24 protein-coding genes are annotated in these 24,588 nt (G+C 70.1%); 1 reads left to right on the top strand and 23 read right to left on the bottom strand.

Annotation, left to right across the window (positions count from 1 at the left end; genetic code table 11):
- Positions 1-45: 45 nt before the first annotated feature.
- From metK to pyrR, 13 genes are all read right to left on the bottom strand, one after another.
- Positions 46-1,269, bottom strand: coding sequence for a methionine adenosyltransferase (gene metK / locus ACF1B9_RS26800; protein WP_351083562.1), 1,224 nt, complete (start codon positions 1,267-1,269; stop codon positions 46-48).
- 243 nt (positions 1,270-1,512) lie between these two features.
- Positions 1,513-2,715, bottom strand: coding sequence for a bifunctional phosphopantothenoylcysteine decarboxylase/phosphopantothenate--cysteine ligase CoaBC (gene coaBC / locus ACF1B9_RS26795; RefSeq protein WP_391740139.1), 1,203 nt, complete (start codon positions 2,713-2,715; stop codon positions 1,513-1,515).
- Between the two features lie 132 nt (positions 2,716-2,847).
- On the bottom strand, positions 2,848-3,120 hold the full coding sequence (gene rpoZ, locus ACF1B9_RS26790; protein WP_003970369.1) for a DNA-directed RNA polymerase subunit omega: 273 nt from the start codon (positions 3,118-3,120) through the stop codon (positions 2,848-2,850).
- Positions 3,121-3,200: 80 nt separating this feature from the next.
- Positions 3,201-3,818: a guanylate kinase gene (gmk, locus tag ACF1B9_RS26785; protein WP_391740140.1), complete on the bottom strand. Its 618-nt coding sequence runs from the start codon at positions 3,816-3,818 to the stop codon at positions 3,201-3,203.
- 38 nt (positions 3,819-3,856) lie between these two features.
- Positions 3,857-4,180, bottom strand: a complete 324-nt coding sequence (locus tag ACF1B9_RS26780; RefSeq protein WP_099197641.1) for an integration host factor — start codon at positions 4,178-4,180, stop codon at positions 3,857-3,859.
- A 245-nt stretch (positions 4,181-4,425) separates the two neighbouring features.
- Positions 4,426-5,265: an orotidine-5'-phosphate decarboxylase gene (gene pyrF / locus ACF1B9_RS26775; protein WP_391740141.1), complete on the bottom strand. Its 840-nt coding sequence runs from the start codon at positions 5,263-5,265 to the stop codon at positions 4,426-4,428.
- Entirely contained in the window at positions 5,262-6,371 is a 1,110-nt protein-coding gene (locus ACF1B9_RS26770) for a quinone-dependent dihydroorotate dehydrogenase (RefSeq protein WP_391740142.1), read from the bottom strand. Before ACF1B9_RS26770 ends, pyrF begins: the two co-directional genes overlap by 4 nt.
- Before the next feature lie 63 nt (positions 6,372-6,434).
- Positions 6,435-9,743 carry a carbamoyl-phosphate synthase large subunit gene (gene carB, locus ACF1B9_RS26765; protein WP_391740143.1) on the bottom strand — a complete coding sequence of 1,103 codons (3,309 nt, stop codon included), beginning with the start codon at positions 9,741-9,743 and terminating at the stop codon, positions 6,435-6,437.
- Complete coding sequence (carA, locus tag ACF1B9_RS26760; protein ID WP_391740144.1) at positions 9,736-10,878, bottom strand: glutamine-hydrolyzing carbamoyl-phosphate synthase small subunit; 1,143 nt, start codon at positions 10,876-10,878, stop codon at positions 9,736-9,738. Before carA ends, carB begins: the two co-directional genes overlap by 8 nt.
- Positions 10,875-11,456 (bottom strand): hypothetical protein, encoded by a 582-nt coding sequence (locus ACF1B9_RS26755; RefSeq protein ID WP_376283961.1) that lies wholly within the window; start codon positions 11,454-11,456, stop codon positions 10,875-10,877. The genes carA and ACF1B9_RS26755 overlap by 4 nt, the downstream gene beginning before the upstream one ends.
- Positions 11,453-12,739, bottom strand: coding sequence for a dihydroorotase (locus ACF1B9_RS26750; RefSeq protein WP_391740145.1), 1,287 nt, complete (start codon positions 12,737-12,739; stop codon positions 11,453-11,455). Before ACF1B9_RS26750 ends, ACF1B9_RS26755 begins: the two co-directional genes overlap by 4 nt.
- Positions 12,740-12,741: 2 nt before the next feature.
- Complete coding sequence (locus ACF1B9_RS26745; RefSeq protein WP_351083580.1) at positions 12,742-13,737, bottom strand: aspartate carbamoyltransferase catalytic subunit; 996 nt, start codon at positions 13,735-13,737, stop codon at positions 12,742-12,744.
- 98 nt (positions 13,738-13,835) lie between these two features.
- Positions 13,836-14,420, bottom strand: coding sequence for a bifunctional pyr operon transcriptional regulator/uracil phosphoribosyltransferase PyrR (gene pyrR, locus ACF1B9_RS26740; RefSeq protein ID WP_391740147.1), 585 nt, complete (start codon positions 14,418-14,420; stop codon positions 13,836-13,838).
- A 219-nt stretch (positions 14,421-14,639) separates the two neighbouring features.
- On the opposite strand from pyrR, the gene bldD reads away from it, so the two are divergent.
- Positions 14,640-15,140: a transcriptional regulator BldD gene (bldD, locus tag ACF1B9_RS26735; RefSeq protein WP_014044812.1), complete on the top strand. Its 501-nt coding sequence runs from the start codon at positions 14,640-14,642 to the stop codon at positions 15,138-15,140.
- A gap of 161 nt (positions 15,141-15,301) precedes the next feature.
- On the opposite strand, the gene nusB is transcribed toward bldD, so the two are convergent.
- The 10 genes from nusB to mltG form a co-directional block, all read right to left on the bottom strand.
- A complete protein-coding gene (gene nusB, locus ACF1B9_RS26730) occupies positions 15,302-15,733 on the bottom strand; it encodes a transcription antitermination factor NusB (RefSeq protein WP_391740149.1) in 432 nt (143 codons plus the stop codon).
- Positions 15,734-15,735: 2 nt separating this feature from the next.
- On the bottom strand, positions 15,736-16,302 hold the full coding sequence (efp, locus tag ACF1B9_RS26725) for an elongation factor P (RefSeq protein ID WP_361443928.1): 567 nt from the start codon (positions 16,300-16,302) through the stop codon (positions 15,736-15,738).
- A gap of 50 nt (positions 16,303-16,352) precedes the next feature.
- Complete coding sequence (locus ACF1B9_RS26720; protein WP_391740150.1) at positions 16,353-17,459, bottom strand: aminopeptidase P family protein; 1,107 nt, start codon at positions 17,457-17,459, stop codon at positions 16,353-16,355.
- 104 nt (positions 17,460-17,563) lie between these two features.
- Positions 17,564-18,385: a Pro-rich N-terminal domain-containing protein gene (locus ACF1B9_RS26715; protein WP_391740152.1), complete on the bottom strand. Its 822-nt coding sequence runs from the start codon at positions 18,383-18,385 to the stop codon at positions 17,564-17,566.
- A 138-nt stretch (positions 18,386-18,523) separates the two neighbouring features.
- Positions 18,524-18,964: a type II 3-dehydroquinate dehydratase gene (aroQ, locus tag ACF1B9_RS26710; protein ID WP_391740153.1), complete on the bottom strand. Its 441-nt coding sequence runs from the start codon at positions 18,962-18,964 to the stop codon at positions 18,524-18,526.
- Positions 18,961-20,055, bottom strand: a complete 1,095-nt coding sequence (gene aroB, locus ACF1B9_RS26705; RefSeq protein ID WP_391740155.1) for a 3-dehydroquinate synthase — start codon at positions 20,053-20,055, stop codon at positions 18,961-18,963. The genes aroQ and aroB overlap by 4 nt, the downstream gene beginning before the upstream one ends.
- A complete protein-coding gene (locus ACF1B9_RS26700) occupies positions 20,052-20,603 on the bottom strand; it encodes a shikimate kinase (protein ID WP_376217412.1) in 552 nt (183 codons plus the stop codon). The genes aroB and ACF1B9_RS26700 overlap by 4 nt, the downstream gene beginning before the upstream one ends.
- Positions 20,600-21,784: a chorismate synthase gene (gene aroC / locus ACF1B9_RS26695; protein WP_391740157.1), complete on the bottom strand. Its 1,185-nt coding sequence runs from the start codon at positions 21,782-21,784 to the stop codon at positions 20,600-20,602. The genes ACF1B9_RS26700 and aroC overlap by 4 nt, the downstream gene beginning before the upstream one ends.
- Positions 21,785-21,930: 146 nt before the next feature.
- On the bottom strand, positions 21,931-22,767 hold the full coding sequence (locus tag ACF1B9_RS26690; protein WP_391740159.1) for a shikimate dehydrogenase: 837 nt from the start codon (positions 22,765-22,767) through the stop codon (positions 21,931-21,933).
- The gene (mltG, locus tag ACF1B9_RS26685) at positions 22,754-24,505 is read right to left on the bottom strand and encodes an endolytic transglycosylase MltG (RefSeq protein WP_391740160.1); all 1,752 of its coding nucleotides are present in this window, start codon (positions 24,503-24,505) and stop codon (positions 22,754-22,756) included. The genes ACF1B9_RS26690 and mltG overlap by 14 nt, the downstream gene beginning before the upstream one ends.
- Positions 24,506-24,588 lie beyond the last annotated feature (83 nt).

Below are 24,588 nucleotides of genomic sequence, written 5' to 3'. Positions count from 1 at the left end.
CCTGTGCGGCGTCCGGGCCCCGGCGTGGGACGGAGGGCGGCGGACCTACAGCCCGGCCGCCGTGCGCAGCGCGTCCACGCGGTCCGTGCGCTCCCACGTGAAGTCGGGCAGCTCGCGGCCGAAGTGGCCGTATGCCGCGGTCTGGGCGTAGATCGGACGGAGCAGGTCGAGGTCGCGGATGATCGCGGCCGGACGGAGGTCGAAGACCTCGCCGATGGCGTGCTCGATCTTCTCGGTCTCGATCGCGGCGGTGCCGAACGTCTCGACGAACAGACCGACGGGCTCGGCCTTGCCGATGGCGTACGCGACCTGGACCTCGCAACGGGCGGCGAGACCCGCGGCGACGACGTTCTTGGCGACCCAGCGCATGGCGTACGCGGCCGAGCGGTCGACCTTGGACGGGTCCTTGCCCGAGAAGGCGCCGCCGCCGTGGCGGGCCATGCCGCCGTAGGTGTCGATGATGATCTTGCGACCGGTCAGGCCGGCGTCGCCCATCGGGCCGCCGATCTCGAAACGGCCGGTCGGGTTGACCAGCAGCCGGTAGCCCTCGGTGTCCAGCTTGATGCCGTCCTCGATGAGCTGCGCGAGCACGTGCTCGACGACGAACTCGCGGATGTCGGGCGCGAGCAGCGAGTCGAGATCGATGTCGCTGGCGTGCTGCGAGGAGACGACGACCGTGTCGAGACGGACGGCCTTGTCGCCGTCGTACTCGATGGTGACCTGCGTCTTGCCGTCCGGGCGCAGGTACGGGATGGTCCCGTTCTTGCGGACCTCGGAGAGCCGGCGCGAGAGCCGGTGCGCGAGGTAGATCGGAAGCGGCATGAGCTCGGGCGTCTCGTCGCAGGCGTACCCGAACATCAGGCCCTGGTCACCGGCGCCCTGCTTGTCGAGCTCGTCGTCTTCCTCGCCCGCGGCGGAACCCTCGACCCGCTTCTCGTACGCGGTGTCGACGCCCTGCGCGATGTCGGGCGACTGCGCGCCGATGGACACCGAGACACCGCAGGAGGCGCCGTCGAAGCCCTTCTTGGAGGAGTCGTAGCCGATTTCGAGAACCTTGTTGCGTACGAGGGTCGGAATGTCGGCGTAGGCCTTGGTCGTGACCTCACCCGCAACGTGCACCAGACCGGTGGTGATCAAGGTCTCGACCGCGACGCGGGACCGGGGGTCCTCACGCAGGAGCGCGTCGAGAATAGTGTCGCTGATCTGGTCAGCGATCTTGTCGGGGTGACCCTCGGTGACGGACTCCGAGGTGAAGAGACGGCGGGACACATCGCTCCCTGGGGTTGCAGCGGCTGCTGGCTGATCATTTGGCGGACCGCCGGGAGCTGCGCCCGACACGGTCCGGGAAACAGTTTATCCGTCGCTTTCGTTCGGCGGACAGCGTGTCTCGCCCTTTGGGAGTTCTGTGACCTGTGGCACGGTCGGCGACTGTACGAAAATCGCCTGCCGAGAAAGCCATTTACCCCGATATTTCAAGGGACTCGGCCCGTTCGAAGGCGCGAAACGAGAAATTCATGACCACCGCGACGACACGAGATCCCAGACCGTGTCGGCCAGCGCCTCCTTGGGGCCGTACGGCACCGGGGTCTCGCCGCCGTCGGCCGCGAGCACCACCGCTTCGTTCTCCTCGGAGCCGAAGGTCCTGCGCTCACCGACCTCGTTGACGACGAGGAGGTCGCAGCCCTTGCGGCGGAGCTTCTCACGGCCGTTGGCGAGGACGTTGTCGGTCTCGGCGGCGAAACCGACGACGATCTGGTCCGGCCGGGCGCGCGCACCGGCGACCTCGGCGAGGATGTCGGGGTTCCGGACGAGCGTGATGGGCGCGGGCTCCTGGCCGTCCTTCTTCTTGATCTTCCCCGGCGCGTACTCGGCGGGCCGGAAGTCGGCGACCGCCGCCGCCATCACGACCACATCGGCGTCCGCGGCGGCCTTCAGCACGGCTTCGCGCAGCTGTACGGCGGTCCCGGCGTGCCGGACGTCGGCACCGGCCGGATCGGGCAGGCCGGTGTTGGCCTCGATCAGCGTGACCCGGGCACCGCGGGCGACCGCGGTGCGGGCCAGTGCGTAGCCCTGCTTGCCGGAGGAGCGGTTGCCGAGGTAGCGCACCGGGTCGAGGGGCTCCCGCGTACCGCCCGCGCTGATCACGACGTGCCGGCCCGCCAGATCGGGTTCGGCGGGCCCGCGCGTCAGCACCCGGCGGCAGACCTCGAAGATCTCCCCGGGGTCGGGGAGCCTGCCCTTGCCGGTGTCGACACCGGTGAGCCGGCCGACAGCGGGTTCGATGACGACGGCGCCGCGGCGTCGCAGTGTGGCCACGTTCTCCCGGGTGGCCGGGTGTTCCCACATCTCGGTGTGCATGGCGGGCGCGAAGACGACCGGACAGCGAGCAGTGAGGAGCGTGTTGGTGAGCAGGTCGTCGGCGAGACCGTGGGCGGCCTTGGCGAGCATGTCGGCGGTGGCCGGGGCGACGACGACCAGGTCGGCGCTCTGACCGGTCCTGACGTGCGGCACCTCGTGGACGTCGTTCCAGACCTCCGTGGCGACCGGGTGGCCGGAGAGCGCCGACCAGGTGGCCGCCCCCACGAAGTGCAGCGCCGACTCGGTCGGGACGACCCTCACGTCGTGGCCGGACTCGGTCAGCCGGCGCAGCAGTTCGCACGCCTTGTACGCGGCGATGCCCCCGCTGACCCCAAGAACGACCTTCGGCTTGTCCACTGCGTCTCCCCGCACTCGGATACGAACACCCCCATGCTGCCTCACCGCCCCCGGTCCGTTGCTGTCGCCCCGGACACACCACGGGCCCGGCGGTCGCGGCCGCCGGGCCCGTGGTGAAGGTGGAACTCCTGCTTACTGCGCGGGGCCCTCGATGGCCTCGGAGGTGAGCAGGCCCGCGTTGATCTCGCGGAGCGCGATCGAGAGCGGCTTCTCGTGCACGTGGGTGTCGACGAGCGGACCGACGTACTCCAGGAGACCTTCGCCGAGCTGCGAGTAGTACGCGTTGATCTGGCGCGCGCGCTTGGCGGCGTAGATCACGAGGCTGTACTTCGAGTCGGTGGCCTCAAGGAGCTCATCAATCGGCGGGTTGATGATGCCCTCGGGCGTGGTGATGGAAGAGGACACTCTCTGCCTTCCGAAGGGGGTAAAGATCAAAGAAACCTTTGACAGTGCGGAACTCCGTGATACCGCCCGTGCCGGCTGCGTCAGTCGCTGCCCGCGCGGTGGCCGGATGAATCCAGCATCAAGGCTAGCAGCTCACGCGCCACGTCCTCGACGGAGGTGTTGACCAGTGTCGTATCGAACTCGGACTCGGCGGCCAGTTCGATCCGGGCGGCGGCGAGCCGGCGCTCGATCACCTCGGCGGACTCGGTGCCCCGGCCGGTGAGCCGGCGCACCAGTTCCTCCCAGCTCGGCGGGGCCAGGAAGACGAGCCGGGCGTCCGACATCGACTGCCGGACCAGACGCGCGCCCTGGAGATCGATCTCCAGCAGCACCGGCTCGCCCGCCTCCAGGCGGTCGAGTACGGCGCGGCGCGGCGTGCCGTACCGATTGCCTGCGAACTCGGCCCACTCCAGCAGCTCGCCGTTGGCGATCAGCTTGTCGAACTCGTCGTTGTCCACGAAGAAGTAGTGGACACCGTTGCGCTCGCCGGGGCGCGGCTTGCGGGTCGTCGCCGACACCGAGAGCCATACCTCGGGGTGGGCCTTGCGCATATGGGCGACGACCGTGCTCTTGCCGACCCCCGAGGGGCCGGAGAGCACGGTCAGCCGCGGACGTACGTCCGGGGGTACGGGGGACGTCCCCCGGGATGTTGCAGCCATGCAGCGATTATCCAGGTTCTCGGGCGTGCCCGAGAACGTCAGGCCGCCTTGCTGCCGAACTCACGCTCCAGGGATGCGATCTGGTTGGAGCCCAGACCCCGGACCCGGCGGCTCTCGGAGATGCCGAGCCGCTCCATGATCTGCTTGGCGCGGACCTTGCCCACGCCCGGCAGGGACTCCAGGAGGGCGGAGACCTTCATCTTCCCGATGACGTCGTTCTCCTGGCCCTGCTTGATGACCTCGTGGAGGGAGGCGCCGGAGTGCTTGAGTCGATTCTTGACCTCGGCCCGCTCCCGGCGAGCCGCGGCGGCCTTTTCGAGCGCGGCTGCGCGCTGTTCAGGGGTAAGGGGCGGAAGAGCCACGCCTACGTCACCTCGGATGTCGATCTGTCGGATACGGACCGGTGAGGAAGCTGGACGCTCCACACCAGGTGAGCGACGGACAACTTGTGTACGTCGGCTCTCGACGGAGACTAGCGGCCAAGGCCGCCCGAGTCAGCGAGAACCAACGAAAAGTCCTGGTCAGCCTTGGCCGACCAGGACATTTCAGGCATAACAACCGAGTTTTTTGGTCAGGATTCAGTCAACACGCTGTGGACGTGGCCCGGTCATCCACCCGCGACGGCCGTCCGGACCTCGTCCGTGAGCCGATCGGCGGCCGCGCGCAACCCCGCCGCGTCCGGCCCCCGGCTCAGTACGCCGCGGCTCACACTGGGCAGTACGTTGCCCACCGCGTCGCCGAAGACCCCCGGCAGATCCGCGGGCGTCGCGCCCTGCGCGCCGATCCCGGGGGCGAGCAGCGGGCCGTTGATGACGAGATTCACACCCGCGTCCCCGAGCGTGGCTCCGACCACCGCGCCGACGGAGCCGAGCGGCGTCGCCCCCTCGTTCTCGGCGGCCATGTGGTCGAGCATCAGCTGGGCCAGCGACCGGCCGTCGGCGGCGGTGGCGCGCTGCACCTCCGCGCCCTCCGGATTGGAGGTGAGGGCGAGCACGAAGACTCCCGCACCGGACAGCACGGCCGCGTCGAGCGCCGGGCGCAGGGAGCCGAAGCCCAGGTACGGCGAGACGGTGACCGCGTCCGAGAACAGCGGCGAGTCCTGGTCCAGATAGGTCGCCGCGTAGGCACCCATGGTGGAGCCGATGTCACCGCGCTTGGCGTCCATCAGGACGAGTGCGCCGGCCGCCCGCGCCTCCTCGACGGCCTTCTCCAGGACCGCGATGCCGCGCGAGCCGAACCGCTCGAAGAACGCGGACTGCGGCTTGAGCACGGCGACCCGGTCCGCCAGTGCCTCGACGACCGTGCGCGTGAAGCGCTCCAGCCCCGTCACGTCGTCGTTCAGGCCCCAGGCGGTGAGCAGCGAGGCGTGCGGGTCGATGCCGACACAGAGCGGCCCGCGGGTGTCCATGGCGCGGCGCAGGCGTGCGCCGAACGGTTCCGGGATCATGCGGTGGCCTTCCTGGTTTCTGCGCCGACGGCTTCGGCGAGGGTCGCGTACGGGGAGGCGGCCAGGCGCGCGGCCAGGCCCTTGTGGATCGCCCTGGCGTAGAAGGGTCCCTCGTAGATGAAGGCGCTGTAGCCCTGGACGAGGGTGGCCCCGGCGAGGATGCGCTGCCAGGCGTCCTCGGCGTTCTCGATGCCTCCGACACCCACCAGTGTGATCCGGTCGCCCACTCGCGTGTACAGACGGCTCAGGACCTCCAGGGACCGTGCCTTGAGCGGCGCACCGGACAACCCGCCGGCCTCCGCGAGCAGGGACGGCGAGGACTGCAGACCGAGTCCGTCCCTGGCGATGGTGGTGTTGGTGGCGATGATGCCGTCCAGACCCAGTTCGACCGCGAGATCGGCGACCGCGTCGACGTCCTCGTCCGCGAGGTCCGGGGCGATCTTGACGAGCAGGGGGACCCGTCGGCCGGTGACGGTCCGGTCGGCTGCCTCGCGCACCGCGCCGAGCAGTGGCCGGAGCGCCTCGGTGGCCTGGAGATTGCGCAGGCCGGGGGTGTTGGGCGAGGAGACGTTCACGACGAGGTAGTCGGCGTGGGCGGCGAGGCGCTCGGTGGACTTCACGTAGTCGTCGGCCGCTTCGGCCTCCGGCACGACCTTCGTCTTGCCGATGTTGACGCCGACCGTGGTCCTGAAGACCGGCCTGCGGGCGCCCAGGCGCTCGGCCACTGCGGCCGAGCCCTCATTGTTGAAGCCCATGCGGTTGATCAGCGCGCGGTCCGCGAGGAGGCGGAAGAGGCGCTTCTTGGGGTTGCCGGGCTGCGGTTCGCCGGTGACCGTGCCGATCTCGACGTGGTCGAAGCCGAGCATCGCCATGCCGTCGATCGCCACGGCGTTCTTGTCGAAGCCGGCGGCGAGACCGAAGGGACCGTGCATCCGCAGGCCGAGGGCCTCGGTGCGCAGTTCCTTGTGCCGGGGGGCGAGCGCCGCGGCGACGAAGGTGCGCAGTACGGGGATGCGGGCGGCGAGACGGATCCAGCGGAAGGCCAGGTGGTGCGCCCGCTCCGGGTCCATCCGCTTGAAGACCAGTCGGAAGAAGAATTTGTACATCGGGGTGTCCTCGGTGTCCTCACGAAGAGGGGGACACCGTTTCCGGTGTCCCCCTGCCTGCTGCTAGTCGCGGGCCGCGGTCAGATGTTCCGCGTGTTCCTGGAGCGATCGGACGTCGACGCCTCCGTGGGTGAGCGCGTCGATGCCCTGCACGGCGGCGGCGAGCGCCTGGACCGTCGTCAGGCACGGCACGGACCGGGCCACGGCGGCGGTACGGATCTCGTAGCCGTCGAGACGGCCACCGGTTCCGTACGGCGTGTTGACGATCAGGTCGACCTCGCCGTCGTGGATCAGCTGGACGATGGTCTTCTCGCCCTGCGGGCCCACGCCCTCCGACTGCTTGCGCACGACCGTGGCGTTGATGCCGTTGCGCTTGAGGACCTCGGCGGTGCCGGAGGTGGCGAGCAGCTCGAAGCCGTGGGCGACGAGTTCACGCGCCGGGAAGATCATCGAGCGCTTGTCGCGGTTGGCGACCGAGATGAAGGCGCGGCCCTTGGTGGGCAGCGGGCCGTAGGCACCGGCCTGCGACTTGGCGTACGCCGTGCCGAAGACCGAGTCGATGCCCATGACCTCGCCGGTGGAACGCATCTCCGGGCCGAGGACGGTGTCGACGCCGCGGCCGTGGATGTCGCGGAAGCGCGACCACGGCATGACGGCCTCCTTGACCGAGATCGGCGCGTCGAGCGGCAGGGTGCCGCCGTCGCCGTTCGCCGGGAGCAGGCCCTCCGCGCGCAGCTCGGCGATGGTCGCGCCCAGCGAGATCCGGGCGGCGGCCTTGGCGAGCGGTACCGCGGTCGCCTTCGAGGTGAAGGGGACGGTCCGGGAGGCGCGCGGGTTGGCCTCCAGGACGTACAGGATGTCGCCGGAGAGCGCGAACTGGATGTTGATCAGTCCGCGTACACCGACACCCTTGGCGATGCCCTCGGTGGAGGCGCGCAGCCGCTTGATGTCGTAGCCGCCGAGCGTGATCGGGGGCAGTGCGCAGGCGGAGTCGCCGGAGTGGATACCGGCCTCCTCGATGTGTTCCATGACGCCGCCGAGGTAGAGCTCGGTGCCGTCGTAGAGCGCGTCGACGTCGATCTCGATCGCGTCGTCGAGGAAGCGGTCGACCAGGACCGGCCGGGTGGGGCTGATCTCGGTGGACTCGGCGATGTACGAGGAGAGCCGCGCCTCGTCGTACACGATCTCCATGCCGCGGCCGCCGAGCACATAGCTGGGGCGTACGAGGACGGGGTAGCCGATCTCGTCGGCGATGGCCTTGGCCTCGTCGAAGGTGGTGGCGGTGCCGTGCTTCGGCGCGGGCAGTCCGGCCTCGGCCAGGACGCGGCCGAAGGCGCCGCGGTCCTCGGCGGCGTGGATCGCCTCCGGGGACGTGCCGACCACCGGCACACCGTTGTCCTTGAGCGCCTGCGACAGACCCAGCGGGGTCTGACCGCCGAGCTGGACGACGACCCCGGCCACCGGGCCCGCGAGGGACTCGGCGTGCACGATCTCCAGCACGTCCTCGAGCGTCAGCGGCTCGAAGTACAGGCGGTCGGAGGTGTCGTAGTCGGTGGAGACGGTCTCCGGGTTGCAGTTGACCATCACGGTCTCGTAGCCCGCGTCGCTCAGCGCGAAGGAGGCGTGGACGCAGGAGTAGTCGAACTCGATGCCCTGGCCGATGCGGTTGGGGCCGGAGCCGAGGATGATCACCGCAGGCTTGGTGCGGGCCGCGACCTCGGTCTCCTCGTCGTAACTGGAGTAGAAGTACGGCGTCTTCGCGGCGAACTCGGCGGCGCAGGTGTCGACGGTCTTGTAGACCGGGCGGATGCCGAGCGCGTGCCGCACCTCGCGTACGACGTCCTCCCGCAGGCTGCGGATGTCGGCGATCTGGGCGTCGGAGAAGCCGTGTCGCTTGGCCTCGGCGAGCAGTTCGGCGCCGAGCTCGTCGGCGGCGGCCAGTTCGTCGGCGATCTCCTTGATCAGGAAGAGCTGGTCGACGAACCAGGGGTCGATCTTCGTGGCGTCGAAGACCTCCTCCTGGGTGGCACCGGCCCGGATCGCACGCATGACGGTGTTGATCCGGCCGTCGGTCGGCCGGACCGCCTCGGCCAGCAGCTCGGCCTTGTCGCCGGGCTCACCGGTGAAGGAGAACTGCGAGCCCTTCTTCTCCAGGGAGCGCAGCGCCTTCTGGAGGGCCTCGGTGAAGTTCCGGCCGATCGCCATGGCCTCGCCCACCGACTTCATGGTGGTGGTGAGGGTGGAGTCGGCGGAGGGGAACTTCTCGAAGGCGAACCGCGGGGCCTTGACCACGACGTAGTCGAGGGTCGGCTCGAAGGAGGCGGGGGTCTTCTCGGTGATGTCGTTCGGGATCTCGTCGAGCGTGTAGCCGACGGCCAGCTTGGCGGCGATCTTGGCGATCGGGAAGCCGGTGGCCTTCGAGGCGAGCGCCGAGGAGCGGGAGACGCGCGGGTTCATCTCGATCACGATGACCCGGCCGTCGGTCGGGTCGATGGCGAACTGGATGTTGCAGCCGCCGGTGTCGACGCCGACCTCGCGGATGATCGCGATGCCGATGTCGCGCAGCCGCTGGTACTCGCGGTCGGTGAGCGTCATCGCCGGGGCGACGGTGATCGAATCACCTGTGTGAACGCCCATCGGGTCGAAGTTCTCGATGGAGCAGACGACCACGACGTTGTCGTGCTTGTCGCGCATCAGCTCCAGCTCGTACTCCTTCCAGCCGAGGATGGACTCCTCAAGGAGCACCTCGGTGGTCGGGGAGAGCGTGAGGCCCTGACCGGCGATGCGGCGCAGCTCCTCCTCGTCGTGGGCGAAGCCGGAGCCGGCGCCGCCCATGGTGAAGGAGGGGCGGACGACCACGGGATAGCCGCCGAGCGTCTCGACGCCCGCCAGGACGTCGTCCATGGAGTGGCAGATGACCGAGCGGGCGGACTCGCCGTGGCCGATCTTGGCGTTGACGGCCTCGACGACACCCTTGAAGAGGTCGCGGTCCTCACCCTTGTTGATGGCCTCGACGTTGGCGCCGATGAGCTCGACGCCGTACTTGTCCAGGACGCCGTTCTCGTGCATCGAGATCGCGGTGTTGAGGGCGGTCTGGCCGCCGAGGGTGGGGAGCAGCGCGTCGGGGCGCTCCTTGGCGATGATCTTCTCGACGAACTCGGGGGTGATCGGCTCGACGTACGTGGCGTCGGCGATCTCCGGGTCGGTCATGATCGTCGCCGGGTTGGAGTTGACCAGGATGACGCGCAGGCCCTCGGCCTTGAGGACGCGGCAGGCCTGGGTGCCGGAGTAGTCGAACTCGGCGGCCTGCCCGATGACGATCGGGCCGGAGCCGATGACCAGGACGGACTGGATATCGGAGCGCTTAGGCACGTTGGCCCTCCATCAGGGATACGAAGCGGTCGAAGAGGTACGCGGCGTCGTGCGGGCCCGCGGCTGCTTCGGGGTGGTACTGGACGCTGAAGGCAGGCTGGTCGAGGAGTTGCAGCCCCTCGACGACCTGGTCGTTCAGGCAGACGTGGGAGACCTCGGCGCGGCCGAACTTCGTGTCCGACACCTTGTCCAGCGGGGCGTCGACGGCGAAGCCGTGGTTGTGCGCGGTGACCTCGACCTTGCCGGTCGTACGGTCCTGCACCGGCTGGTTGATGCCGCGGTGGCCGTACTTCAGCTTGTACGTGCCGAAGCCGAGGGCGCGGCCCAGGATCTGGTTGCCGAAGCAGATGCCGAAGAGCGGCGTCTTCCGCTCCAGGACGCCCTGCATGACGGAGACCGGGTGGTCGGCGGTGGCAGGGTCGCCGGGGCCGTTGGAGAAGAAGACTCCGTCGGGCTGGACCGCGTACACGTCCTCCAGGGTGGCGGTGGCGGGCAGCACGTGCACCTCGATGCCGCGTTCGGCCATCCGGTGCGGGGTCATGCCCTTGATGCCGAGGTCGATCGCGGCGACGGTGAACTTCTTCGTGCCGATCGCGGGGACGACGTACGCCTCCTTGGTGGCGACCTCGGCGGAGAGGTCGGCGCCCACCATCTCGGGGGCCTGCTGGACGCGGGCCAGCAGCGTGGCCTCGTCGGCCAGGGCGTCACCGGAGAAGATGCCGACGCGCATGGCGCCGCGCTCGCGCAGGTGGCGGGTGAGGGCGCGGGTGTCGATGCCGCTGATGCCGACGACTCCCTGGCGCTCCAGCTCCTCGTCGAGCGAGCGCCGCGAGCGCCAGTTGGACGGCACCCGGGCGGGGTCGCGGACGACGTAGCCGGAGACCCAGATCCGTCCGGACTCGGGGTCCTCGTCGTTCACACCGGTGTTGCCGACGTGCGGGGCGGTCATCACGACGACCTGGCGGTGGTACGAGGGGTCGGTCAGCGTCTCCTGGTAGCCGGTCATGCCGGTGGAGAACACCGCTTCACCGAAGGTCTCCCCCACGGCCCCGTAGGCCCGGCCGCGGAAGGCGCGGCCGTCCTCCAGGACGAGTACGGCGGGAGCTTTGGCGGCTCCCCGGGTGGAGATCGTCATCGTGCGGTGCCTTCCGTAGTGCTGGTGAGATGGTTGATGGCCTCGACCCAGGCCGGGTGCTCGGCCGAGCGGTCGGAGCGGAAGCCGGAGTCGATCAGCTTGTCGCCGTGCGCCCAGGTGATGATCAGCAGGCCGCCCTCGGGGAGGACCTTGCCGGCGATGCCCTTGTCGAGCCGGGCCTCGCGCAGGGCGGCGGCCGGTACGAAGAAGTCGGCCGCCCCGGGTCGTACGACGTCGAGGCCCTGGTCGGTCAGGGTGAGCTCGACGCGGCTGCGGGTGCCGAGGCCGTGGGCGACGATGCGGTCGAGCCACTGCCCGGCGGTCGTCGAGGCGTGGTACCGGCCGGTCAGCGTCAGCAGCGGCTCGCCGTCCGCGAACCCCTCGGGGGTGGAGTCGAGTTCCGGCAGATCGGACTGGAGACTCCCCCGCCACTTCCATCCCTGGCGCATCAGCCAGTAGACGAAGGCGATGAGGACGAGCAGTCCGACGACCCAGCTGATGCGAGCGGACCAGTCGGTCACTTCGGCCGACTTCTGCTCGGCGGCGAGCTGGAGGTACAGGGGGGTGAGTGATGTCACGCGAGCTTCCCGTCGACGACCGTGGCACGGCCCCGCAGGAAGGTGTGGGTGACTCGGCCCGGCAGCTCGCGACCCTCGTACGGAGTGTTGCGGCTGCGGGAGGCGAAGCCTGCGGGGTCCACCACACCACGGTATGCCGGATCGACCAGGGTGAGGTTGGCCGGCTCACCCGCCGAGACGGGCCGGCCGTGTCCGTCGAGACGACCGATCGCGGCCGGGCGGAACGACATCCGGTCGGCGACGCCCGCCCAGTCGATGAGGCCGGTGTCGACCATCGTCTGCTGGACGACGGAGAGCGCGGTCTCCAGCCCCACCATGCCCATGGCGGCGGCGGCCCACTCGCAGTCCTTGTCCTCGTGCGGGTGCGGGGCGTGGTCGGTGGCGACGCAGTCGATGGTGCCGTCCGCGAGCGCCTCGCGCAGGGCCATGACGTCGGCCTCGGTGCGCAGCGGCGGGTTCACCTTGTAGACCGGGTTGTAGGACCGTACGAGCTCGTCGGTGAGGAGCAGGTGGTGCGGGGTGACCTCGGCGGTGACGTTCCAGCCCTTGGACTTGGCCCAGCGGACGATCTCGACGGAGCCGGCGGTCGACAGGTGGCAGATGTGCACCCGGGAACCGACGTGGGCGGCCAGCAGGACGTCGCGGGCGATGATCGACTCCTCGGCGACGGCGGGCCAGCCGCCGAGACCGAGTTCCGCGGAGACGACGCCCTCGTTCATCTGGGCGCCCTCGGTGAGGCGGGGCTCCTGGGCGTGCTGGGCGACCACGCCGTCGAACGCTTTCACGTACTCCAGCGCCCGGCGCATGATCACCGCGTCGTCGACGCACTTGCCGTCGTCGGAGAAGACCTTCACTCCGGCGGCCGAATCGTGCATGGCGCCGAGCTCGGCGAGCTTCTTGCCCTCCAGGCCGACGGTGACGGCGCCGATCGGCTGCACGTCGCAGTAGCCGGACTCCTTGCCGAGCCGCCAGACCTGCTCGACGACACCGGCGGTGTCGGCGACCGGGAAGGTGTTGGCCATGGCGTGCACGGCGGTGAAGCCGCCGACGGCCGCGGCCTTGGTCCCGGTGAGGACGGTCTCGGAGTCCTCGCGGCCGGGCTCGCGCAGGTGGGTGTGGAGATCGACGAGGCCGGGCAGCAGGATCTGGCCCGTGGCCTCGACGACGGTCGCGTCGCCGGTGTCCAGCCCGGTGCCGACCGCCGCGATGGTCTCGCCGTCGATCAGGACGTCCTGGGCCTCGCCGCCGAGGACCTTCGCGCCGCGGATAAGGATCTTGCTCATGATTACTTGTTCTCCTCGGTACGGGAGGCGGGCGACGGGTGGGCCGGGGCGGCGGACTCGTAGCCACCCAGCAGCAGGTACAGGACGGCCATGCGGATCGAGACGCCGTTGGCCACCTGCTCGACGGCCGTGCACCGGTCGGAGTCCGCGACCTCGGCGGTGATCTCCATGCCGCGGACCATCGGCCCGGGGTGCATGACGATCGCGTTCCCGGGCATCTTCGCCATGCGGTCGCCGTCCAGGCCGTAGCGGCGGGAGTACTCGCGCTCGGTCGGGAAGTACGCGGCGTTCATCCGTTCGCGCTGCACACGGAGCATCATCACCGCGTCGGACTTCGGCAGCACCTCGTCGAGGCCGTAGCTGACCTCGCACGGCCACTGCTCGACTCCGACCGGGACGAGGGTCGGCGGGGCCACCAGAGTGACGTGGGCGCCGAGCGTGGTCAGCAGGTGGACGTTGGAGCGGGCCACCCGGCTGTGCAGGATGTCGCCGACGATGGTGATCCGGCGGCCTTCGAGGTCCCGGCCGAGACCGGCGTCGGCCCCGACCAGGCGGCGGCGCATGGTGAAGGCGTCCAGGAGGGCCTGGGTGGGGTGCTCGTGGGTGCCGTCACCGGCGTTGACGACGGCGCCGTCGATCCAGCCGGAGGTGGCCAGGCGGTACGGGGCACCGGATGCGCCGTGCCGGATGACGACGGCGTCGGCGCCCATCGCCTCCAGGGTCAGCGCGGTGTCCTTGAGCGACTCGCCCTTGGAGACGGAAGAGCCCTTCGCGGAGAAGTTGATGACATCGGCGGAGAGGCGCTTGGCGGCGGCCTCGAAGGAGATGCGGGTACGCGTCGAGTCCTCGAAGAAGAGGTTGACGACGGTACGGCCGCGCAGGGTCGGGAGCTTCTTGATCGGCCGGTCCGCGACCCGTGCCATCTCCTCGGCGGTGTCGAGGATCAGGACGGCGTCGTCGCGGGTGAGGTCGGCGGCCGAGATGAGGTGACGCTTCATCTGGGTGTTCTCCGGGGGCTGGAGGATTCAGGCATGCGGGCGTGCGGAAGCCGAAGCCGCCCTAAGGGCTCGGCGTCGCCCGTACGGGTGTGCTGCGGCTACTGCTCGTCCGCCGGGACGGTCCGTTGGACACCGAGCAGCACGGCGTCGCGGCCGTCCTCCTCGGCGAGCTGGACCTTGACCGTCTCCCGCAGCGACGTGGGGAGGTTCTTGCCGACGTAGTCGGCACGGATCGGAAGTTCGCGGTGACCGCGGTCGACGAGGACCGCGAGCTGTACCGCGCGGGGGCGGCCGATGTCGCCCAGCGCGTCGAGCGCGGCACGGATCGTGCGGCCCGAGAAGAGGACGTCGTCGACGAGGACGACCAGACGGCCCTCGATGCCCTCGCCGGGGATCTCGGTGCGGGCCAGGGCGCGCGCCGGGCGCAGCCGCAGGTCGTCGCGGTACATGGTGATGTCGAGGGAGCCGACCGGCATCTTCCGGCCGGTGATCTCCCGGAGTTTTTCGGCCAGCCGGCGGGCGATGAAGACACCTCGCGTCGGAATGCCGAGAAGCACCACGTCGTCGGCGCCCTTGGCGCGTTCGACGATCTCGTGGGCGATCCGGGTCAGTACCCGGGCCATGTCGGGAGCCTCCAGAACGGGGCGTGCCGCGTTGCCGGTGGCTTCATGCTGTGCGTCCATAAGAAACGGACCTCCTTCTCCGCCTCACTGGACGGACCTTAAAGGACGTCGAAATTGCGTCATCAACGTTACCAGGGCTTGCACCAGGCCCAGGTCACACCCCGGGAGGTGCCGGTCCGGACCATTCGGCTTGACGCACCAAGTAACGCTGCGTAACCTCACAGTGAGTTACCAGCCACGCGGCGGAGCCGCGCAATGTTCCAGCGTCCGGGGAGCCTTATGTCCAGCGAATACGCAAAGCAGCTCGGGGCCAAACTCCGTGCCATCCGCACCCAGCAGGGCCTCTCCCTCCACGGCGTGGAGGAGAAGTCCCAGGGCCGCTGGAAGGCCGTCGTGGTCGGTTCGTACGAGCGCGGCGACCGTGCCGTGACCGTGCAGCGCCTCGCCGAGCTCGCGGATTTCTACGGGGTCCCGGTGCAGGAGCTCCTGCCCGGTACGACGCCCGGCGGCGCCGCCGAGCCGCCGCCGAAGCTCGTCCTGGACCTGGAGCGCCTCGCCCACGTCCCGCCGGAGAAGGCCGGACCGCTGCAGCGCTATGCCGCGACGATCCAGAGCCAGCGCGGTGACTACAACGGCAAGGTGCTCTCGATCCGCCAGGACGACCTGCGCACGCTGGCCGTGATCTACGACCAGTCGCCGTCCGTGCTCACGGAACAGCTGATCAGCTGGGGCGTGCTGGACGCGGACGCGCGTCGCGCCGTCGCCCACGAAGAGGGCTGACGGCCCTCTGGAGAAACGTACCGCCGTGCCGGTGCGGGTCGCCCGTCCGGGCGCCCGCACCAGCACGGCTTTTCTGTACGCGGCGGTCGGACGCCCCATGCCGAAGGGCCCACGGTCAAGGGGTGACCGTGGGCCCTTCGTCGGCTGAACGCCACCGGCGGCTACTGCTCCCGGCGGAGATTCGGCTTGAGGTCCTTGAACCGGGCCAGCAGCCCGTTCACGAAGGACGGGGAGTCGTCGGTGGAGAACTCCTTGGCGAGCTGGACCGCCTCGTCGATCACCACCGCGTCCGGGGTCCCGTCCACCCAGATCAGCTCGTACGCACCGAGCCGCAGGATGTTCCGGTCGACGACCGGCATGCGGTCGATCTCCCAGTCCACGGCGTAGGTCACGATGAGGTCGTCGATCCGGTCAGCGTACTGCGCGTACCCCTCGACGAGCTCCATCGTGTACTCGGTGACCGGCGGCTGACGGCTGTCGGTCCGCGAGTGCCGCACCCAGTCCGCGAGGACCGTCCGCACGGACTCACCACGCTGGTCGGCCTCGAAGAGGATCTGGAAGGCACGCTTGCGGGCCGTGTTCCGAGCAGCCACGGTTAGCTGTTCACCCGGCCGAGGTAGTCGCCCGTGCGGGTGTCGACCTTGATCTTCTCGCCTGTGGTGATGAAGAGCGGGACGCCGATCTCGTAGCCGGTCTCCAGCGTGGCGGGCTTGGTGCCGCCGGTGGAGCGGTCGCCCTGGACGCCCGGGTCCGTGTGCTGGACCGTCAGCTCGACGGCGGCGGGCAGCTCGACGTAGAGCACCTCGCCCTCGTACTGGGCGACGGAGGCGGTGAAGCCCTCGATCAGGAAGTTGGCGGCGTCGCCGACAGCCTTCCGGTCGACCATGAGCTGGTCGTAGGTGTCCATGTCCATGAAGACGAAGTACTCGCCGTCCATGTATGAGAACTGCATGTCGCGACGGTCGATGGTGGCCGTTTCGACCTTCACGCCGGCGTTGAACGTCTTGTCGACGACCTTGCCGGAGAGCACGTTCTTGAGCTTGGTGCGCACGAAAGCCGGGCCCTTACCGGGCTTGACGTGCTGGAACTCGACGACGGACCAGAGCTGGCCTCCGTCGAGCTTGAGCACCAGGCCGTTCTTGAGGTCGTTCGTGGAAGCCACGGTTGCGGAATCTCCTGGACTGAAGCTGGTGGAACGACCGAGGATGCGCGCTAGAGCGCGAGCAGCTCCTTGGTCGTAATGGTGAGTAGCTCGGGTCCGCCGTCCGCCTCGGGGCGCACGACGAGCGTGTCATCGATCCGGACCCCGCCCCGGCCCGGGAGGTGGACCCCCGGTTCGACGGTGACCGGCACACAAGCGTCCAGTTTACCCATGGCCGCAGGTGCCAGCTGCGGGTCCTCGTCGATTTCGAGCCCCACCCCGTGCCCGGTCCAGGGCGCGAGGCCCCCTCCGTGACCCGCCGAGTCCAGGAGGTGGCGGGCGGCGCGGTCCACATCGCGGTACGCGGCACCGGGCACGAGGGCCTCGCGTCCGGCCCGCTGAGCGGCGAAAACCAGGTCGTAGAGCTCGATCTGCCAGTCGGCGGGCGTCGTCCCGATGACGAACGTGCGGCCGATCTCGCAGCGGTATCCACGATAGTTCGCACCGAGGCAGACGGAGAGGAAATCCCCCTCCTCCACCCGCCGGTCCGAGGGCCGGTGGCGGCCCTGGCCGGAGTTCGGCCCGGTGGCCACCGAGGTGGCGAAGGCGGGGCCGTCGGCACCGTGGTCCACCAGACGCCTCTCCAGCTCCAGGGCGAGATGCCGTTCCGTACGGCCCACCAGGATGGATTCGAGGAGTTCGCCCAGGGCCTGGTCGGTGATCTCCGCGGCGATCCGCAGGCAGGCGATCTCCTCCTCGTCCTTGACGACCCTCAGCTGTTCGACCGTGGCTCCGAGATCGGCCAGCCGGAGCCGGGGGGCGACCGAGCCCATGGCCCGGTGGCGGGCGACCGTCAGATGGTGTTCCTCGACCGCCAGGGTCTGAGCCCCCGAGGCGCCGGCCAGATCGGCGGCCGCGACCGCCGGATCGCCGTCGGTGGCGGGCAGCGACGAAACCCGCAGCTGATCGTCGGTACGTCCTTCGGCGGGGTCGCCGGTCGGCTCGCCGGGGCAGAGCAGGACGTCCTCGCCGGGGCCGAGCAGCAGCACGGCACCGGGGGGCGCTCCGCCTGCGAGGTAGCGGACGTTGGCGGGGCGGGAGACCAGAGCGGCCGCGGATCCGACGGCGGCGCACCGGTCGCGGAGCAGCCCGCGGCGGACGGCGTACACGTCTGACATGTCACGAGCCTACGAGCGCTTGCGCGGGCCTGCTCGGTCAGCGCATCCGACCGGGGGCCCCGGACGGACCCGTCACCGGGGCGGGTCCACCGTCCGTCCGGGGCTCACCAGGCCGGTGGGCTCGCTATGGAACGGGCGAGTATGTCGTCCAGGACGCGGGCGGTGGTCTCCACGTCGTAGGTGGAGTTGTCGATGATCGGCAGTCCGGAGCCGTACCAGCCGGCCATCCGGCCGTGGATCCTGGCGACCTCCTCGTCCGAGAGGCGGCGGTTGCCGCTGCGGGCCGCATTGCGCTCCAGCACGATCTCCAGGCCGGGCAGCAACACGACGGGCAGCAGTCCGGGGCCGACATGGCGCTTCCACCCGCCGAGGCCGACGACCGGCCGGTCCGGGAAGACGGCGTCGTCCAGGATGCAGGAGATGCCGTTGGCCAGGAAGTTGCGGGCGGCGAAGCCGCAGGTACGACGGGCGAGGCGGTACTGGGCCTCGGAGTGCTCGTTCCAACCGGCCTGGGGGTCGGCGAAGCCGGAGCAGACCCACTCACGGACGTCGTCGAGGCTGACGTGGGCCGTGGGGACCCGACGACGGCCGGCCCAGAGCTTGGCCACGGTGGTCTTGCCGGCGCCCGCGGGGCCGATCAGGAGGACGGCGAGGGTCGCGCTGCCGGTGCCGGGCTCGGCGGGCGGCGCGGGCAGCGGAACTGGACCGCCGGGCGGCAGCTGGACGTGCCCGGTGGTCTCCCTGGAGGGCGGGGCCGGGGCGTGCTGCGGGGCGGGACCGCTCCAGCCCCGGGGCGCCGGGGGCGCGGGAGGGGTGGTGGGCGGCGGCCCCGGTTGTCCGGGGTGCCGGGCCTGGTGCGTCCAGCCGACAGGTCCGCTTCCGGGGCCTTGGGGCGGCGGCAGCGGGGCCCCCACTGCGTGCTGCATCCGGTGCCACTCCGTCTCGTACAGGCAACTGGCGCTGGTGGAACGGCAACCGTACCGTCCCCGGCCGCCACACAGGCAACGGTCGGGGACGGCGCACAGTGCCCGGTCGGCCGGCCGGCCTTCCGGTGCGCCGGTCCGTCAGTCGGTCATCTCGTCGGCGAGAGCGCGCAGCGCGAGACGGTAGGAACCGACACCGAATCCGGCCACGGTCCCCGTGGCGACCGGCGCCACCACGGAGTTGTGGCGGAATTCCTCACGAGCGTACGGGTTCGAGATGTGCACCTCGATCAGCGGGGCGGTGCGCTGGGCCGCCGCGTCCCGCATTCCGTACGAATAGTGAGTGAAAGCCCCCGGGTTGAGAACGACCGGAACTGAACCGTCCGCTGCCTCGTGGAGCCAGCGGATCAGCTCTCCCTCGTCGTTGGTCTCCCGGACGTCGACATCGAAGCCGAGCTCCTTGCCGAGGGCCTGACAGGTTTCGACGAGTCCGGCGTACGACGTGGCGCCGTACACATCGGGCTCGCGGGAGCCGAGCCGGCCGAGGTTCGGCCCGTTGAGGACGAGAACCCGACGGGTCACGCCGACACCTCCCCGTAGGCGGCGAGCAGCACGGCCGGGTCGGGGCCCTCCAGCACGGTGGGCTTGCCGAGCCCGTCGAGGACGATGAAGCGCAGCAGGTCGCCGCGGGACTTCTTGTCGACCTTCATGTTCTCCAGCAGCTTGGGCCACTGGTCGCCGCGGTAGGTGAGCGGCAGTCCGACGGACTCCAGCACCGCGCGGTGCCGGTCGGCGGTGGCGTCGTCGAGGCGTCCGGCCAGCCGGCCCAGCTCCGCGGCGAAGACCATGCCCACCGACACGGCCGCGCCGTGCCGCCACTTGTAGCGCTCGTTCTTCTCGATGGCGTGGGCCAGGGTGTGGCCGTAGTTGAGGATCTCGCGCAGTCCGGATTCCTTGAGGTCGCCGGAGACGACCTCGGCCTTGACCCGGATGGCGCGTTCGATCAGCTCGGCGGTGTGCGGCCCGGTGGGGACACGGGCACCCTCCGGGTCGGCCTCGATCAGGTCGAGGATCACCGGGTCGGCGATGAAGCCGGCCTTGATGATCTCGGCCAGGCCGCTGACGTAGTCGTGGACGGGCAGCGAATCCAGGGCGGCGAGGTCGCAGAGAACCCCGGCGGGCGGGTGGAAGGCGCCGACGAGGTTCTTGCCCTCGGCGGTGTTGATGCCGGTCTTCCCGCCGACGGCCGCGTCGACCATGGCGAGGACGGTGGTGGGTACGGCGATCCAGCGCACCCCGCGCAGCCAGGTCGCCGCGACGAATCCGGCCACATCGGTGGTGGCTCCGCCGCCGACGCCGACGATGACGTCGGTGCGGGTGAAGCCGGTCTGCCCGAGCGCCTTCCAGCAGTACGCCGCGACCTCGACGGTCTTGGCCTCCTCGGCGTTCGGCAGCTGGATCGCGATGGCCTCGTAGCCCTGCGCGGCAAGGTCCTGGCGGACCGCCTCACCGGTCTCGGCGAGCGCCTCGGGGTGCAGAACGGCGACCCTCTTGGCGCGGTCGCCGATGAGCGTCGGCAGCTCGCCCAGCAGCTGCCGGCCGATCAGCACCTCGTACGGGTCGGTGCCCGCGCTGCCGGCGATCCGGATGCGGGTGGGGTCCTGCTCGGTCATGTGTTCTCCCGGCCGGGGGTGACGGGGTCGTCCGTGCGTTCCGGCAGTTCCAGTGCGTCGAGGACCGCCTGGGCGACCTCTTCGGGGGTGCGCTCGTCGGTGGCGACGGTCGCGCGGGCCACCTCGGTGTACAGGTGGCGGCGGGCGTCCATCAGCTCGCGCCACTGGCGGCGCGGGTTGACGGCGAGCAGCGGTCGGGCGGTGTTCAGGCCGACCCGCTTGACGGCCTCCTCCACGTCCATCGAGAGATAGACGACGGGGTGATCGGCGAGCAGTGCTCGGGTCGTGTCGTCCAGCACGGCACCGCCGCCGAGGGAGAGGACACCGGTGTGCTCGGCGACTGCGGCGTGCACGGCCTGTCGCTCCAGCTCCCGGAAGTGTTCCTCGCCCTCGTCGTAGAAGATCTCCGGGATCGGCTTGCCGGCCGTGGCGACGACGTCCGCGTCGGTGTCCCGGTAGGTGGTGCCGAGCCGGTCGGCGAGCAGTTCACCGACGGTGGACTTGCCCACGCCCATCGGGCCGACGAGGACGATCAGAGGGCCGCTCATCGGATCTGGAGGTGGTCGAGGTACGACCGCACATTGCGGCGGGTCTCGGGGACGCTGTCCCCGCCGAACTTCTCGGCGACGGCGTCGGCCAGGACCAGCGCGACCATCGCCTCGGCGACGATGCCCGCAGCCGGCACGGCGCAGACATCGGAGCGCTGGTGGTGAGCCTTGGCGGGTTCGCCGGTGACGACATCGACGGTGGCGAGCGCGCGGGGCACGGTCGCGATGGGCTTCATCGCGGCGCGCACCCGCAGCAGCTCGCCGGTGGTCAGACCGCCCTCGGTGCCGCCGGAGCGGCCGGAGGCGCGCTTGATGCCGTCCTCGGTGACCAGGATCTCGTCGTGCGCCTTGGAGCCGGGAATCCGCGCCAGGCCGAAGCCGTCGCCGACCTCGACCCCCTTGATGGCCTGGATGCCCATCAGGGCCGCGGCGAGCCGGGCGTCGAGACGGCGGTCCCAGTGCACGTGCGAGCCGAGGCCGACGGGCACTCCGTACGCCAGCACCTCGACCACACCGCCGAGGGTGTCGCCGTCCTTGTGGGCCTGGTCGATCTCGGCGACCATCGCCTTGCTCGCGTCGGCGTCCAGGCAGCGCACCGGGTCGGCGTCGAGCCGCTCGACGTCGGCGGGCGTCGGCAGGACGCCGTACGGCGCCTTGGCCGCGGCCAGCTCGACGACATGGCTGACGATCTCGATGCCCGCGGTCTCCTTGAGGTACGACCGCGCGACGGCGCCGAGCGCGACCCGGGCCGCCGTCTCACGGGCGCTGGCGCGCTCCAGGATCGGCCGGGCCTCGTCGAAGCCGTACTTCTGCATGCCCGCGAGGTCGGCGTGACCGGGACGCGGGCGCGTCAGCGGGGCGTTGCGGGCCAGCGCGGCCAGTTCCTCGGGGTCGACCGGGTCGGCCGCCATGACCTGTTCCCACTTGGGCCACTCGGTGTTGCCCACCATCACGGCGACCGGGGAGCCCATCGTGAGACCGTGGCGCACCCCGCCGAGGAAGGTGACCTCGTCCCTCTCGAACTTCATCCGCGCACCGCGGCCATATCCGAGCCGCCGCCGGGCGAGTGCGTCCGCCACCATCTCCGTGGTGATCGGGACACCGGCGGGAAGACCCTCCAGCGTCGCCACGAGTGCGGGGCCGTGCGACTCCCCCGCGGTCAGCCAGCGCAACCTGCTCAACGGTGCTCCTCATGCTCGCGCCTGGAACTGCGACGGCGCGACCGGGTGCGCGACCCTGGCCCGCCGCCTTCGATCCTCCCACGCCCAGGCGCGTGAACCGGTCGCCGGTCCAGCAGACGGACGCGTCCCCCGGGCGGGCGCGGGGGTCAGCGGGCGGCGAGCGCCGCCTCCCCGGCCCGTCGCATGGCCGCGAGCGGAGCGGGCGCACGGCCGGTCATCTGCTCGACCTGGAGAACCGCCTGGTGCACCAGAAGGTCGAGACCTCCGACGACTGCGCCGTCGCAAGCCGTCCAGGCGGCGGCCAGTCCGGTCGGCCAGGGCTCGTACAGCACATCGAAAAGGGTGCCCGGCCGATCCGGTACGGCTTCGATCAGCGCGTCAGTGGCCCCGGCCGGGGTGGTGGCGACGACCAGCGGGGCGTGCAGCGCCTGCCCGGCCTCCGCCCAGTCGGAGATCCGGACGTCGACGCCGAGGCGTTCGCCCCAGCCGCGCATCTCCTGGCCCCGCTCCTTGCTGCGGACGTACGCGGTGACCGGCCCCGTACAGATCTCGGCCAGCGCGGCAAGCGCCGAGGAAGCGGTCGCTCCGGCGCCGAGGACGGCGGCGGAGTCGGTCTTCTCCACACCGCGTTCGCGCAGCGCGGCGATCATGCCGGGGATATCGGTGTTGTCGCCGATCCGGCGGCCGTCCTTCGTGAAGACGACCGTGTTGACGGCCTCCACCGACGACGCCGTCTCGCTGATGGAGTCCAGCAGCGGGATGATCGCACGCTTGAGCGGCATGGTCAGCGAGAGCCCCGCCCAGGTGGAGTCGAGCCCCGCCATGAAGGCGGGAAGGCCCGCCTCGTCGACCTCGAACCGGTCGTACGTCCAGCGGGTCAGGCCGAGTTCGGCGTACGCGGCCCGGTGCAGGACGGGGGAGAGCGAGTGGGCGATGGGCGAGCCGAGGACGGCCGCCCGTCGCACCTCGTCACTGGAGGCCATGCTGTTCCTTGAACTTCTGGTTGAGCTTCTCGTGATCGGCGGCCGTCTTGGTGAACTGGGTCTTCTTGCCATCGAGCGAGATGAAGAACATCCAGCCGTCATGGGTCGGATTCAGCGTCGCACGGAGCGCCTCTTCACCGGGGTTGCTGATCGGCCCCGGCGGCAGACCCGCGTGGTAGTAGGTGTTGTACGGGTGGGGGTTGGTCCGGATCTCCTTCGAACTTATCTTGATCTTGCTCTGTTTGTTCAGGTAGTTGAACGCCGAGTCGAACTCAAGCTTGCGGTTGGTGGCCGTGTTGTCCGGCTTGAGGCGGTTGTAGACCACCTCGGCCATCTTCCGGAAGTCGTCGTGCGTGAGGCCTTCCGCCTGCACCAGGCTGGCCACGGTGAGCACCTGCCAGGGGTTGCTCAGCTGGTACTTCTTGGCCGCCCCCTCGAGGTCGAGCTTGTTGTACTCCTCGTTGGCCCGGGACACCATCTTCTTCAGGACGGCCTCGGGCTTCATCCCCTTGACGACCGGGTAGGCCGCCGGGTACAGGAAGCCCTCCAGCGGGTCCATGACCTTCGGATCGTTGTTCGCCCATTCCGGCAGACCGAGTTTGCCCACGTCCGTCTTGGCGACGGCCCCTGTGGCCCCGGCCTTGAGACCCAGCCTCTTGTCGATCTTTTCGTAGACCGCAACGTTGCGGGAGCCCTCGGGAATGACCAGCAGATTCTGGCTCTTCGGGTCGAGCATCAGCTTCAAGGCCTCGGCCGCGGACATCTTCTCGTGGAGCAGATACACGCCGGCCTGGATGGACTTGCCCTTGGGGTTCTCGTTCTGCGCGGCGACGAACGCGTCGACGCTCTTGACGACACCCTTCTGCTTCAGGATGTTGCCGATGTCGTATCCGAGGGCGCCCTTCGTGATCTCGACCTCGACCTCGCCGGCACCCGTCCCGGTGTAGTCGGGCGCCGGGCCGAACTTGTCCTGCCAGTACGTGTACCCCAGGTAGCCCACTCCCCCGAGGCCGCCGGCCAGGACCAGCGAGACGACCAGGCACGCGCAGCCGCTGCGGCTCTTCTTCTTGCCCTTGCCCCGGCGTTCGTTGCCGCCGCGACTGCCGCGGCGTGACTCACGCGGGTCGTCGTCGTACTCGTCGTCCTTGTCGTCCCCGTCGTCCGCGCCCGTGAAGAAGGGGTGGGTCTCCTCCGGCTTGTTCTCCGGGTCCCAGTCGGGGTTCTGCGTGGGGGCCTGCTGGGGAGCGGCCTCCCGGCGGCCCGGGGGCTGCGGCGGCGGATAGGCCTCCGGCGTGCCGTAGTGGTCGGGCGTCTCGCCGTAGCCGGCCTGGCTGCCGCCGTAGGGGTCGGCCGACGCCTGGGGGTCGTAGGGCATCCCGGCGGACTGCTGCCCGGTGTCCCAGCCGCCGTTGTCGTACTGAGGCTGCTGGGGTTGCTGGGGTTGCTGGGGTTGCTGCTGCGCATAGGGATCCTGCGGGACCCCGTACGCCGGCTGCTGCGGCTGGTAAGGCTGCTGCTGGGCGTACGGGTCCGGGAAATGCTGTTGCTGCTGCGCGTACGGATCCTGCTGCTGCGGGTGCGACTGCTGTGCGTACGGGTCCTGAGGGTGGGGCTGCTGCCCGCCGCCGTACTGGTTCTGGCCGTGGGCGGACTGCTGTCCTCCCCATCCCTGGTCCCCGTACAGGGGATCCTCGGGATGCCACGGTTCGGAGCCGGGGCCCCGGCCATACTCAGTCATCGATCCCCTAGAGCCGCGAGACGACGTTCCGTCTCTTTGCTGTGCAGTGCGTGTTCGAACACCGCCACATCGCGCGGAACGTT

Origin of the sequence: Streptomyces sp. NPDC014727, from assembly GCF_043083485.1 — a bacterium.
Classification (GTDB): domain Bacteria; phylum Actinomycetota; class Actinomycetes; order Streptomycetales; family Streptomycetaceae; genus Streptomyces.
The sequence above is the reverse complement of the archived record's forward strand: the minus strand, read 5'-3'. Positions and strand labels throughout refer to the sequence as shown.

Bases quoted from the DNA above. Each gene is read 5' to 3' on its own strand.
- gmk (WP_391740140.1), bottom strand. From the start codon at position 3,818: ATGGCTGCAACATCCCGGGGGACGTCCCCCGTACCCCCGGACGTACGT.
- pyrF (WP_391740141.1), bottom strand. From the start codon at position 5,265: ATGATCCCGGAACCGTTCGGCGCACGCCTGCGCCGCGCCATGGACACC.
- ACF1B9_RS26770 (WP_391740142.1), bottom strand. From the start codon at position 6,371: ATGTACAAATTCTTCTTCCGACTGGTCTTCAAGCGGATGGACCCGGAG.
- carA (WP_391740144.1), bottom strand. From the start codon at position 10,878: ATGACGATCTCCACCCGGGGAGCCGCCAAAGCTCCCGCCGTACTCGTC.
- ACF1B9_RS26750 (WP_391740145.1), bottom strand. From the start codon at position 12,739: ATGAGCAAGATCCTTATCCGCGGCGCGAAGGTCCTCGGCGGCGAGGCC.
- ACF1B9_RS26745 (WP_351083580.1), bottom strand. From the start codon at position 13,737: ATGAAGCGTCACCTCATCTCGGCCGCCGACCTCACCCGCGACGACGCC.
- pyrR (WP_391740147.1), bottom strand. From the start codon at position 14,420: ATGGACGCACAGCATGAAGCCACCGGCAACGCGGCACGCCCCGTTCTG.
- bldD (WP_014044812.1), top strand. From the start codon at position 14,640: ATGTCCAGCGAATACGCAAAGCAGCTCGGGGCCAAACTCCGTGCCATC.
- ACF1B9_RS26720 (WP_391740150.1), bottom strand. From the start codon at position 17,459: ATGTCAGACGTGTACGCCGTCCGCCGCGGGCTGCTCCGCGACCGGTGC.
- ACF1B9_RS26715 (WP_391740152.1), bottom strand. From the start codon at position 18,385: ATGCAGCACGCAGTGGGGGCCCCGCTGCCGCCGCCCCAAGGCCCCGGA.
- aroB (WP_391740155.1), bottom strand. From the start codon at position 20,055: ATGACCGAGCAGGACCCCACCCGCATCCGGATCGCCGGCAGCGCGGGC.
- ACF1B9_RS26700 (WP_376217412.1), bottom strand. From the start codon at position 20,603: ATGAGCGGCCCTCTGATCGTCCTCGTCGGCCCGATGGGCGTGGGCAAG.
- ACF1B9_RS26690 (WP_391740159.1), bottom strand. From the start codon at position 22,767: ATGGCCTCCAGTGACGAGGTGCGACGGGCGGCCGTCCTCGGCTCGCCC.
- mltG (WP_391740160.1), bottom strand. From the start codon at position 24,505: ATGACTGAGTATGGCCGGGGCCCCGGCTCCGAACCGTGGCATCCCGAG.